This window comes from Amycolatopsis sp. Poz14 (assembly GCF_006704225.1).
In the GTDB taxonomy this organism is placed as follows: domain Bacteria; phylum Actinomycetota; class Actinomycetes; order Mycobacteriales; family Pseudonocardiaceae; genus Amycolatopsis; species Amycolatopsis nivea.
On record NZ_JACLHD010000001.1, the window covers coordinates 3428876 to 3440771 of the forward strand.

The window sequence follows — 11896 nt, forward strand, 5'->3', positions numbered from 1 at the left end:
AAACAGGAGGCATGGACCCGGCCCGCGCGCTGCGCGACATCGCCTTCCAGCTCGAGCGCGCCGGTGAACCGACTTACCGCGTGCGCGCGTTCCGTCAGGCCGCCGCTGTGGTCGACAGGCTCTCCGAAGAGGAGCTGGCGTCGCGCGTCGGCGCGAAGACGCTTCAGGCGTTGAAGGGGATCGGCAAAGCCACTGCCGGCGTCATCGAGGACGCGTGGCACGACCGTACGCCCGCGTACGCGGCGAAGCTGCCCGAAAGCAAGCTGCCGGACGGAGGTGCGTTGCGTACGGCGCTTCGCGGCGACTGTCACACGCACTCCGACTGGTCCGACGGCGGCAGCCCGATCCTCGAGATGGCCGAGACGGCACGCGACCTGGGGCACGAGTGGATCGTGCTCACCGACCATTCGCCGCGGCTGACCGTCGCACGCGGGCTGTCTCCGGAGCGGCTGCGGGCGCAGATGGACGAGGTCGCGCGAGTGAACGAGCAGCTGGCACCGTTTCGCCTGCTGCACGGCATCGAGGTCGACATCCTCGACGACGGCGCGCTCGACCAGACCGAGAAGCTGCTGGACCGGCTCGACTTCGTGGTGGCGAGCGTGCACTCGAAACTGCGGATGCCCGCGCGGGAGATGACGCCGCGGATGCTGGCCGCCGTCGAGAACCCGCACGTCCGCGTGCTGGGGCACTGCACCGGACGGCTGGTCGGCGGACGCAGCAGGCCGGAGTCGCAGTTCAACTCGGAGAAGGTGTTCACCGCGTGCCGGGAGAACGGCGTGGCGGTGGAGATCAACTCGCGGCCGGACCGGCTCGACCCGCCGATGGGCTTGCTGCGCCAGGCCGTCGAGCTGGGCTGCGAGTTCGCGATCGACAGCGACGCGCACGCGCCCGGCCAGCTCGACTGGCAGGCTTACGGCTGCGAGCGCGCGGAAAAGGCGGGCATCGGACCGGACCGGGTCGTCAACACGCGGACGGCCGATCAGTTACTGCGATGACCGCGCGGGATCGAGCCAGCGCAGCACCGCGATCAGGTCGTCTTGTGCGAGAGCGACGCAGCCTGCGGTCGGTCCGCCAGTGGACACGTGCAGGAAGAACGCCGAACCGGCCTTCGCGCGCAACGCCGATTCCTTGCGCGCCGACGTCCGCTGGGTACGGGCCGAGCTCCCGTACCCAGCGGTCGCCGTCGCGGTCCCACGCGGAGGCGGAGTGCGAGAACCTGCTGCGGGCTCAGTTGATCTCGTACGGGTCGCCGTAGACCTTCCACTTCAGCGGTGTGTGCAGATCGAGGTTGCCGTCGTTGAGGAACACCAGCTGCTCGGTGTCGACGCGGGAGGTGTCCGCATGCGCTTCCTCCTTCTTCATGACCACCTTGCGCGCGTCGAGGAACGCTTTGAGGTAGGCGGTTTCGTCGCCGCCCTGGGACGGCGGCTTCGCCTGCGACAGCGCGGCGTCGCGGATGCCGCCGAAGCTGTCGGTGCTCGTGCCGGGGCCGTGCATCACGATGGCGTCGTAGTAGATGAACTGGCCGAGCGCGCCGAGACCGTCGGACTTGCCTTGGTTCACCGCCGGGTCGAAGTACACGCGGTCGCGCTCGCTGTTCTGCGCGGCCTGGAATTCCTCGGTGCCCGCGGCCTGCTTCCACGCGCTTTCGAAGGCCGAGCCGAGACCCTCGTGCGAATCGGAGCCGTTGACTTTTTCCAGCGCGGGCAGGAACTTCGCCAGGGGGTTGTCCGGCACGGACTTGGTGTAGGCCTGCACGAGTTCGAGCATGTCGCCGGTGCCGGAGCAGAACCCGATGATGCCCGCGGTGTACCCGCGTCCGTCGCCGATGTCCTCGATGTAGGAGTACTGCTTCTTCCAGTCGAGCGACGAGTTTTCCGCGCTCGACACCAGCTGCATCGCGATCTCTTTTTTCTCCGGGGAGGCGAGGTCGCCGCCCGAGCCGAGCACCGAGGACGCCGAAGCGGCGAGCGGGGCGGGCACGGCGGCGGCCGAGAGAGCGGGAGTGCTGAGGACCAGAGCGAGGGCCGAGGCAGCCGTGAGACCGGCGGCCAGCGCGGGCCGCATCGTCTTGCGCATGGGGGGAATCCCTTTCCGCGGTACGTGGGCAAGGCGGCCGGACCGGCGAATGAACCGGTTCCGGGTACTGCTGCGGCGTAGCGCCACGATAACCGAGCGTGAAGTGGCGAGGCAAGGGATACGAAAATTTTTCACGGATGTGAATGTCAGTGGTCCACTATGGACGATGAAGGTTGCCTGAAGCAGGCCGGAAAATGACTGGGACCACGGGATCCGGCCGTCATCTGTCTACTGTGGACTCAGGGTGGAGCTCCCGGCGAACCTTAAAGACATGGTAAACTCGTCCCGAGATGACGACTGCTGCCGCCGCTCCCGCGCCGCGGCACCGGTCCATCCTCGTCCTGCTGCTCGCCGCGCTGCTCCTGCTCGGCGTGGCCGTCCCCGGGCCAGGACCGGCTGGCCCGCGTCCGCACGACGCCGAACCCGCCCTGGTCCAGGAACAGGGCCCGCATCTCGTCGCCGCGCATCCGCTGCCGCTCGCCGACGCTCCCGGCGAGATCCGCCTCGCCCGGCCGGATTGGTGCACCGTCCCGTTTTCCGCCGCGCCGCCGGTCGAACTGGACCGCGCGCCCGCGCCCGCCGCGGCACGCGCTCCTCCGGGTTGCTGAGTACTCGTTTCCCACCTGTACCCGGCTCTCAAGAGGATCTCATGAGCAACGGTCATGCTTTGCTGGCCGTCGGCGGCGCGTTTCTCGCCGCCGGCGCCCTCGCCCGCGTCGGCGCCCGGATCGGGCTGCCCACGATTCCCCTGTTCATGCTGGCCGGTTTCGTCTTCGGCCCGCACACCCCCGGACTGTCCCTTGTGGACGATCCGGCCGAATTCGGCGTACTGGCCGGGCTCGGTCTCGTATTCCTGCTCTTCTATCTGGGACTGGAGTTCTCGCTCGACGACCTCGCCCGCGGCGGCGCCAGACTCGCCGGCGCGGGGGTGGCCTACCTCGTGCTGAACATCGGCGGCGGGCTCGCGTTCGGCTTCGCGCTCGGCTGGGGCACGCGCGAGGCGCTGGTGATCGCCGGCGCGATCGGCATCTCCTCGTCGGCCATCGTCACCAAACTGCTCCTGGAAACCCGGCGGATGAACAACCGGGAATCCCGCCTCATCATGGGCATCGTCGTGCTCGAAGACCTGTTCCTCGCGTTGTACCTGGCGTTGCTGCAGCCGGTGCTCAGCGGTGCGGACGGCTTCGGCGCGGCGCTCGCCGACTTCGGCAAGGCGTTCGGCTTCCTGCTCGTGCTCGCCGCACTGGCGCGCTGGGGCGGACGGCTCGTGTCGCGGCTCTTCGGTTCGGCGGACGACGAACTGCTCACCGTCTGCTTCGTCGGCGTGGCCGTGCTCGGCGCCGCGGTGGCCGAGGAGGTGGGCGTGTCCGACGCGATCGGCGCGTTCATGGTCGGCATGATGCTCGGCAATTCCCAGGTCGCGCCACGGGTGCACAAGCTGGTGCTGCCGCTGCGGGACGCGTTCGGAGCGTTGTTCTTCTTCATCTTCGGGCTGTCGATCGACCCGGGCGCGGTCGGCACGGTCGTCCTCCCGGTGCTCGCCGCGGTCGTGTTGACGCTGGTGCTGAACCTCGCCGCCGGCGCGTTCGCGGCCCGGTTGCACGGCTTCGACCGCCAGGAAGGCGTGAACATCGGCCTGACCGTGCTCACCCGGGGCGAGTTCTCGCTCGTCTTGGCGACGATGGCGACCGCGGCCGGGCTGGACTCGCGGGTGGCCCCGTTCGTCGCCGGGTACGTGCTGCTCCTGGCTGTGATCGGCCCGCTCGCCGTGCTCCGCTCGGACCGGCTGACCTGGCTGCTTCCGGCCAAGCTCGTGCGGCCGCGTCCGGCCCCGGTGCCGTGAGCGGGGGACGCCGGGCTGTCGCTCGCGGCATATTCGGAAGCCACGACGGTCACGCACGGCTATCCTTGGCCCAAGTATGTCCACTCCAGCCCCCTTCGCAGAGCTGCGCGCCCAGCTGCCCGAATTGATGCTGCGCGACGAGCACCGGCTGCGCCGCCGTCTCGACGGCGCGCGCCGGTCTCGCGACAAGCAGCAGACGGCCGAGCGCATCGCCGCCGACGTCGAAACGGCGCTGCTGCGCGTGCAGCAGCGCCGCGAAAGCGTGCCGAAGATCGAGTACCCCGCCGAGCTGCCGGTCAGCAGGCTCAAGGACGAGATCGGCGACGCGATCCGCGACCACCAGGTGGTGATCGTCGCGGGGGAGACCGGGTCGGGCAAGACCACGCAGCTGCCGAAGATCTGCCTCGAGCTGGGCCGCGGCGTGCGCGGGCAGATCGGGCACACCCAGCCGCGCCGGCTGGCCGCGCGCACGGTCGCCGACCGGATCGCCAGCGAGCTGAAGACCGAACTGGGCGACACCGTCGGCTACAAGGTCCGGTTCACCGACCAGTCCGGCCAGGACACCCTGGTCAAGCTGATGACCGACGGCATCCTGCTGGCCGAGATCCAGACCGACCGGATGCTGCGTCAGTACGACACGCTGATCATCGACGAGGCGCACGAGCGCAGCCTCAACATCGACTTCATCCTCGGCTACCTCAAGCAGCTCCTGCCGCGCCGTCCCGACCTGAAGGTGATCATCACCTCGGCGACGATCGACCCGGAGCGGTTCTCGCGGCATTTCGACGACGCGCCGATCGTCGAGGTCTCCGGCCGGACCTACCCGGTCGAGGTGCGCTACCGGCCGCTCGTGGACCCGGACGATCCCGAGGGCGACCCGGACCGCGACCAGACGCAGGCGATCGCCGAGGCGGTCCAGGAGCTGTCCGGCGAAGGCCCGGGCGACATCCTCGTGTTCCTCTCCGGGGAACGCGAGATCCGCGACACCGCGGACGTGCTGAACCGGCTGGAGCTGCGGAACACCGAGGTGCTGCCGCTGTACGCGCGGCTGTCCGCGGCTGATCAGCACCGCGTGTTCCAGCGGCACACTGGACGGCGGATCGTGCTGGCCACGAACGTCGCCGAGACGTCGCTGACCGTGCCGGGGATCAAGTACGTGATCGACCCGGGCACCGCGCGCATCTCGCGCTACAGCCACCGCACGAAGGTGCAGCGGCTGCCGATCGAGGCGGTTTCGCAGGCGTCGGCGAACCAGCGCAAGGGCCGGTGCGGGCGTACCTCGGACGGCATCTGCATCCGGCTGTACTCCGAGGAAGACTTCGAGTCCCGGCCGGAGTTCACCGATCCGGAGATCCTGCGGACGAACCTCGCGTCGGTCATCCTGCAGATGACGTCGCTCGGCCTCGGCGACATGAACGCGTTCCCGTTCGTCGAACCGCCGGACCGCCGCCAGGTCACCGACGGCGTCCAGCTGCTGCAGGAACTCGGCGCGTTCGAGACCGGCGATTCCTCGAAGCTCACCGAGGTCGGCCGCAAGCTCGCGCTGCTGCCGGTGGACCCGCGGATGGGCCGGATGGTGCTGGAGGCCGCGCAGAACGGCTGCGTGCGCGAGGTCATGATCATCGCCGCCGCACTGTCCATTCAGGACCCGCGCGAACGGCCCGCGGAGAAGCAGCAGGCCGCCGACGCGCAGCACGCCCGGTTCGCCGATCCGACCTCGGACTTCCTCTCCTACCTCAAGCTGTGGGAGTACGTCAGCGAACAGCAGAAGACGCTGACCGGCAACCAGTTCCGCCGGATGTGCCGCACCGAGTACCTGAACTACCTGCGGATCCGCGAGTGGCAGGACATCTTCGGCCAGCTGCGCCAGCTCGCCAAGCCGCTCGGCATCACGCTCAGCACCACCCCCGCCGAGCCGCAGCACGTGCACACGGCGCTGATTTCCGGGCTGCTGTCGCACATCGGGCTCAAGGACCCGGCGAAGGGCGACTACCTCGGTGCGCGCGGGGCCCGGTTCTCGGTGTTCCCGGGTTCGGCGCTGTTCAAGAAGCAGCCGCGCTGGGTGATGTCGGCGGAACTGGTCGAGACGTCGCGGCTGTGGGGCCGGGTCAACGCGCGGATCGAGCCGGACTGGGTCGAACCGCTCGCGCAGCACGTCGTGAAGCGTTCGTATTCGGAGCCGCACTGGGAGCGCAAGCAGGGCGCGGTGATGGCGACCGAGAAGGTGACGCTGTACGGCGTGCCGCTCGTGGCCGACCGGCGCGTGAACTACGGCCGGATCGACCCGGAGATCTCGCGCGCGATGTTCATCCGGCACGCGCTGGTCGAGGGCGACTGGCATACGAACCACCGGTTCTTCGCCGAGAACCGGGCGCTGCTGGACGAGGTCGAGGACCTGGAGAACCGCGCTCGGCGGCGCGACATCCTGGTGGACGACCAGACGCTGTACGAGTTCTACGACGCGCGAGTGCCCGAGGACATCGTGTCCGTGCGGCATTTCGACAGCTGGTGGAAGAAGGCGCGGCGGAACGAGCCGGACCTGCTGTCGTTCGAGAAGTCCATGCTCATCAACGAGGTCGCGGGCGCGGTCCGCGAATCGGACTACCCGGACTCGTGGACGCAGGGCACGCACGTTTTCAAGCTGACCTACCAGTTCGAGCCCGGAGCAGACGCCGACGGCGTGACCGTGCACATCCCGCTGCCGGTCCTGAACCAGGTGACGCCGGACGGTTTCGACTGGCAGGTGCCCGGTCTGCGCGGCGAACTGGCGACGCAGCTGATCAAATCGCTGCCGAAAGCGTTGCGGCGCAACTTCGTCCCGGCTCCGGACACGGCTGCCGACGCGTTGACGCGAATGTCCCCTTCGGACGGTCCGCTGCTCGACATCCTCGGCGACGAACTGCACGCGATGCGCGGCATCGACATCCCGCACACGGCGTGGGACCTCTCAACGGTGCCGGACCACCTCCGGATCACCTTCCGCGTGGTGGACGAGCGCGGCAAACGGGTGGCCGAGGGCAAGGATCTGGACGAGCTGAAGCGCCGTCTCGCGCCGCGCGTGCGGGAGACGATTTCCAAGGCCGCCAACAGCATCGAGAAGGCCGGCCTGGTGCAGCCGTCGTTCGGCGAGCTGCCGAAGGTGTTCGCGTCGACCCGGCGCGGCCACGACGTGAAGGCGTATCCGGCGCTGGTGGACGAGGGCGCGTCGGTGGCCGTGCGGCTGCTGGACACGCCCGCCGAACAGCAACACGCGATGTGGTCCGGCACGCGGCGGATGCTGCGGCTGAACCTGAACTCGCCGATGAAGTTCATTACGCGGTCGCTGTCGAACTCCTCGAAGCTCGTGCTGAACCGCAACCCGCACGGCAGCGTCGCGGGCCTGCTGGAGGACTGCGTCGACTGCGCGGTCGACGCGCTGATGGCCGCGGCGGGCGGCCCGGTCTGGGACGAGGCGGGTTTCGCCGCGCTGCTGGAAAAGGTACGCGCGGGGTTGAACCCGAAGGTGCTGGAAGTGCTGACGGAGGTCGAGCGGATCCTGCGCGCGGCCATCGACGTGGAGACTCGTCTCGCGGACACTCGCGGCCCGGCCGAATCGCTGGCGGACATCCGCCGTCAGCTGGACGGTTTGGTGCACGCGGGCTTCGTGACGGAGACCGGCGCCGCCCGGCTGCCCAACGTGGTCCGGTACCTGCGCGGCATCGAGCGGCGGCTGGAGAAGCTGCCGCTGGAGCAGACGCGCGACCTGCAGCGGATGGCGGACGTCGCCTGGATCACGAAGGAGTACGAGGACGCGATGGCCACGCTGCCACCGGGGACGTCGTCGCCCGCGCTGGCGGAGGTGCGGTGGATGATCGAGGAGCTTCGGGTGAGCTTCTTCGCACAGACACTGGGGACGGCGCATCCGGTGTCGTTGAAGCGGATCACGAAGGCGTTGGACGAGGCGCTGGCGTAGCCGTCACTTCACGAGGAGAGTGATGGTGGCAGCGCTGGCGGAAATCGTGCCCGCGACGGCGGACAGCGAGGCCGCCACTCCGCTCAGGTTGCTGAGCATTCTTCGGAGCGCTTTCGCCGGTGCTTGCTCCTTGACCGCCATGGTGAGCTTCTGCCATTTGTGCTGCCGGATGTGGCAGCCGAGCAGGATGCCGTTGGCGTTGTTGCGGCAGAACTCGTTCTTTCTGGTGTTCGCGACGTCCGGCCCGATCGACGGGATCGCCCACAGGGCGATGACCGCGGTGAAGGCAAGAAAGCTCCAGAAGCTGCCAAGTGTGCGTCGTGTTTTTCTCCCCGCCATGGCGCACGACGGTACTGATCATTTCCGATCGGCGGATAGCGCCTTTGCGGTGGAATGTCCCGCAGCGAGTGCGACCGACGGCAACCCCGCGTCCCCCGAACGGATTTCCCGGGTGCCGCCACGTGGTTGCTGGGAAACGTGAGTCAGCTGATCACTTCGCCTCCGCGTAATTGTCCACCGATTTCGCTTCCATGGGAAATCGCACCGGGCACGCCTCGCCGAAGACCAGCCGGGCCGCTTCCTGGATCGCTGTCTCCACGATTTCCGCGACCTCATCCGCCAGCTCCGCAGGGGCATGCACGATCACCTCGTCGTGCAGAAAGAACACCAGATGCGCAGGTTCGGGCAGCCGACCGCGCAAGGTAGCCAGCAAGACCGCCGTCAGGTCAGCTGCACTCGCCTGCACCACGAAATTCCGCGTGAACCGGCCCCAACTGCGCGACGCCCGCCGCGCGCGGGTTTCTGTTGCCTCATCCTCGGTGAGCCCGCCGGTCAAGGCACGCCAAGCAGCAGACGGGGCCGGAGAAGTACGGCCCAGCCGCGACCGGACCCGTTCGCCCCGTTCGCCCGCCGCAGCGGCGTGCTCCACATAGGACACTGCGTCCGGGAAACGCTGGCGCAGCAACGCGAGCAGCGGACCGGCCTCGCCGGAGGTGCCGCCGTACATCGCGGAGAGCATGGCGATTTTCGCGCGGGAACGGTCGTCTCGCGTGTCTCCAGGGCGGAGCGGGACGTAGCGGGTGCCGGAAAACAACGCTTCCGCCAGCCGGGCGTACAGATCAGTGGCCGCGGCGACTTCGGCCAGGCGGCGGTCGCCGGACAGCGCGGTGAGGACGCGCGGCTCCAGTTGCGCCCCGTCGGCGACGACGAGTTTCCAGCCGGGATCCGCGGACGCGCACGAGCGCAGCGCGCGCGGGATCTGCAGCGCCCCGCCGCCCCGGGTAGCCCACCGGCCGGACACCACGCCGCCGACCACGTAGTGCGGCCGGAAGCGTCCGTCGGCGACCCATTCGTCCAGCCACGCCCAGCCATTGGCCGAGTGCAGCCGCGACAGCTCCTTGTACTCCAGCAGCGGCGCGACCGCGGGATGGTCGATGTCCTGCAGCAGGTACTTCCGCGCCGCCGGGATTTCGATGCCTTCCCTGGCCAGCGCGCGGACGACGCTGGCCGAGGAATCGGGATTGACCGGCCGACCGCCCAGCGCCGCGGAGATTTTCGCGGCGAGCTCGACCAAGACTTTCGGGCGCTGACCAGCGGGTACGCGCGGGCCGAGGCGTTCTTCCAGCAGCTGCAGGTGCCGGTCGGCGCGCCAGGGCAGCCCGGCGGCCGAGATTTCCGCGGCGGCCAGTGCGCTGGCGGATTCGGCCGCGAGCAGCAGTCGCATCCGCGCGGGGGCCTCGGTGGCGGCGATGCGTTTCTCTTGTTCGGCCAACACTCGCCGGGCCGCCGCGGCGACGGTGACTCCCGGCGGCAGTCCGGGGCCGCGCGGGGAGAACAGCGTGGGTTGCGCGTCTTCGCCGAAGGCCGGGCCGTCGTCGGGCGGTTCCTCCCCGTTCGCCCGGGCCCACGCTGCCCGCAAACTGCGCGATTCGCCCTCCCTGCCCTCGTAGGCGAGCAGCAGCCCTTCGGCGAGCGACAGGTCGTGGCACCGGCCCAGCCGCACCCCGGCCTTGATCAGCGTGGGATAGATCTCCTCGGCCGAGGGCAGCACCCAGCGCGGGCTCTCGGCCGCCTCCAGCCGGCGGACCTCGTCGGCCCAGTCGGCGCGCGAAAGCCCGCGGAGGGTCCCCGCGGGGCCCTCGATCGTGTAGCCGGAGTCCTCCTCCCGGCCGGTGATCACCTGCACCGTCCCATTGTGCGGACCAGCACCGACAATTTCTGCGCACCGGCTCTCGAAGCGCTTCCCGGACGGTCCGTGACCGGCGCTGGAGATTTCCTCCCCGGCCGGGCACTGGTGCGCGGACGGGCCTTGCTTTACTGTCGAGTAACTCCCATACCGGCGGTACGGAGACCGTCGGCGTGGGCGCTCCCGCCGCAGCAATGGAGGTGCCCGGATGAGTGTGGCCGAGCTGGCCGGCCAGGTGGCAGGCAAGCTGACCGAGACCGTGCGCAGCGTCGAGGTGATGCGCCGCGCCGGGCTGGTGCCGTTTCCCCGGCTCGACGAGGGTCTGCGCTCCCTCGTCGCGATCCGCAAGTACGGTCCGTTCGCCGGCGCGAACCACATCGCCGCCCGGCGCGATTCGACGGCCGTCGGGATCGTCGACGACCTCGGCCCGCTCACCTTCAAACAGCTCGACGACCAGTCCAACGCGCTCGCCCGCGCCTGGTCGCAGCGCGGGCTCGGCCCCGGTTCGGTGATCGCCGCGCTGTGCCGCGACCACCGCGGGCTCGTGCTCACGATGGCCGCCTCGGGCAAGCTCGGCGCGCGGCTGCTGCTGATGAACACCGGGTTCGCCAAACCGCAGTTCGCCGACGTCGCCCAGCGCGAGGGCGTCACCGCGCTCGTCTACGACCAGGAGTTCACCGGCCTGCTCGACGCGATCGACGAGAACGTCGACCGGTACTTGGCCTGGGTGGACGAACCGGCCGGGCACGAGATCCCGGTGCTCGCCGAGATCATCGCCAGCACCGACGACCGCCCGCTGCCCGCGCCCGCCAAACCCGGCGGCTTCGTCCTGCTCACCAGCGGCACCACCGGCACCCCGAAGGGCGCGCCGCGACCGCACACGTCCGCGCTGGCGTCGGCGCAGTTCCTGGACCGCATCCCGCTGCGCTCCGGCGAAGCGACCTTCATGGGCGCGCCGCTGTTCCACGGCACCGGGCTGTCGCAGTTCATCCTCAGCTTCGCGCTCGGCTGCACGGTGGTGATGCGCCGGAAGTTCGACCCGGAGGCCACGCTGAAGGGCGTCGCCACGCACCGGTGCACCGCGCTCGTTCTGGTGCCGACGATGCTGCAGCGGATCGTCGACCTGCCGAAGGAGGTCCGCGACCGGTACGACACGTCGTGCCTGCGGATCATCTTCGTCGCCGGGTCCGCGCTGTCGCCGGATCTCGGCAACCGGGCGAACGAGGAATTCGGCGACGTCGTGCACAACCTGTACGGCTCCACGGAAGTCGCGGTGGCGACGGTCGCGACGCCGGAGGACTGGAAACGCGCACCCGGCACGGTCGGCCGCGCGCCGGTCGGCTGTCGCGTCGCGCTGTACGACGAACATGGCACCAAGATCACCGAGCCGCACGTGACCGGGCGGGTGTTCGTCGGCAGCGGGCTCAGCTTCGGCGGCTACACCGACGGCCGCAACAAGGAAATCATCGACGGCCTGCTCTCCAGCGGCGACGTCGGCCACTTCGACGAGGACGGTCTGCTGTTCATCGACGGCCGCGACGACGAAATGATCGTCTCCGGCGGCGAAAACGTGTTCCCGATCGAGGTGGAGAACCTCTTGGTGGAGCGCGAAGACGTCCTCGAAGCGGCGGTGATCGGCGTCGAGGACCCGGACTTCGGCGAGCGGCTCAAGGCGTTCGTGGTGCGCACCGAGGGCTCGACGCTCGACGAGGACGGCGTGCGCGAGTACGTGAAGGCGAACCTGGCGCGCTACAAGGTGCCGCGGGACGTGGAGTTCCTGGACGAATTGCCGCGCAACGCGACCGGGAAGGTGTTGCGGACCAAGCTGAGCTGAGCG

Annotated in this window: 9 protein-coding genes; 5 read left to right on the top strand and 4 right to left on the bottom strand. The window is 69.4% G+C overall.

Annotated elements, in window-relative coordinates; translation table 11 throughout:
• The first annotated feature begins 11 nt into the window (after positions 1–11).
• Entirely contained in the window at positions 12–995 is a 984-nt protein-coding gene (locus tag FKO37_RS16540; RefSeq protein ID WP_238604936.1) for a PHP domain-containing protein, read from the top strand.
• Here the strand turns inward: FKO37_RS16540 and FKO37_RS47160 are convergent.
• A complete protein-coding gene (locus tag FKO37_RS47160; protein ID WP_255443417.1) occupies positions 984–1118 on the bottom strand; it encodes a hypothetical protein in 135 nt (44 codons plus the stop codon). The two genes, FKO37_RS16540 and FKO37_RS47160, sit on opposite strands and share 12 nt — an antisense overlap.
• Before the next feature lie 109 nt (positions 1119–1227).
• Positions 1228–2079, bottom strand: coding sequence for a chitosanase (locus FKO37_RS16545; protein WP_043838950.1), 852 nt, complete (start codon positions 2077–2079; stop codon positions 1228–1230).
• 290 nt (positions 2080–2369) lie between these two features.
• Here FKO37_RS16545 and FKO37_RS16550 point away from each other — a divergent pair, with 290 nt between their 5' ends.
• From FKO37_RS16550 to hrpA, 3 genes are all read left to right on the top strand, one after another.
• Positions 2370–2687, top strand: coding sequence for a hypothetical protein (locus tag FKO37_RS16550; protein WP_238604937.1), 318 nt, complete (start codon positions 2370–2372; stop codon positions 2685–2687).
• Between the two features lie 41 nt (positions 2688–2728).
• Positions 2729–3922 (top strand): cation:proton antiporter, encoded by a 1194-nt coding sequence (locus tag FKO37_RS16555; RefSeq protein ID WP_037817486.1) that lies wholly within the window; start codon positions 2729–2731, stop codon positions 3920–3922.
• A gap of 76 nt (positions 3923–3998) precedes the next feature.
• Positions 3999–7874: an ATP-dependent RNA helicase HrpA gene (gene hrpA, locus FKO37_RS16560; protein ID WP_238604938.1), complete on the top strand. Its 3876-nt coding sequence runs from the start codon at positions 3999–4001 to the stop codon at positions 7872–7874.
• Positions 7875–7877: 3 nt separating this feature from the next.
• On the opposite strand, the gene FKO37_RS16565 is transcribed toward hrpA, so the two are convergent.
• Together FKO37_RS16565 and FKO37_RS16570 are read right to left on the bottom strand one after the other, a co-directional pair.
• Positions 7878–8213 carry a hypothetical protein gene (locus FKO37_RS16565; protein ID WP_238604939.1) on the bottom strand — a complete coding sequence of 112 codons (336 nt, stop codon included), beginning with the start codon at positions 8211–8213 and terminating at the stop codon, positions 7878–7880.
• 151 nt (positions 8214–8364) lie between these two features.
• Complete coding sequence (locus FKO37_RS16570; RefSeq protein ID WP_238604940.1) at positions 8365–10059, bottom strand: bifunctional 3'-5' exonuclease/DNA polymerase; 1695 nt, start codon at positions 10057–10059, stop codon at positions 8365–8367.
• A gap of 208 nt (positions 10060–10267) precedes the next feature.
• On the opposite strand from FKO37_RS16570, the gene FKO37_RS16575 reads away from it, so the two are divergent.
• Complete coding sequence (locus tag FKO37_RS16575) at positions 10268–11893, top strand: acyl-CoA synthetase (protein ID WP_134730517.1); 1626 nt, start codon at positions 10268–10270, stop codon at positions 11891–11893.
• The last annotated feature ends 3 nt before the right edge of the window (positions 11894–11896 follow it).

Bases quoted from the DNA above. Each gene is read 5' to 3' on its own strand.
- FKO37_RS16540 (WP_238604936.1), top strand. From the start codon at position 12: ATGGACCCGGCCCGCGCGCTGCGCGACATCGCCTTCCAGCTCGAGCGC.
- FKO37_RS16545 (WP_043838950.1), bottom strand. From the start codon at position 2,079: ATGCGCAAGACGATGCGGCCCGCGCTGGCCGCCGGTCTCACGGCTGCC.
- FKO37_RS16550 (WP_238604937.1), top strand. From the start codon at position 2,370: ATGACGACTGCTGCCGCCGCTCCCGCGCCGCGGCACCGGTCCATCCTC.
- FKO37_RS16555 (WP_037817486.1), top strand. From the start codon at position 2,729: ATGAGCAACGGTCATGCTTTGCTGGCCGTCGGCGGCGCGTTTCTCGCC.
- hrpA (WP_238604938.1), top strand. From the start codon at position 3,999: ATGTCCACTCCAGCCCCCTTCGCAGAGCTGCGCGCCCAGCTGCCCGAA.
- FKO37_RS16565 (WP_238604939.1), bottom strand. From the start codon at position 8,213: ATGGCGGGGAGAAAAACACGACGCACACTTGGCAGCTTCTGGAGCTTT.
- FKO37_RS16575 (WP_134730517.1), top strand. From the start codon at position 10,268: ATGAGTGTGGCCGAGCTGGCCGGCCAGGTGGCAGGCAAGCTGACCGAG.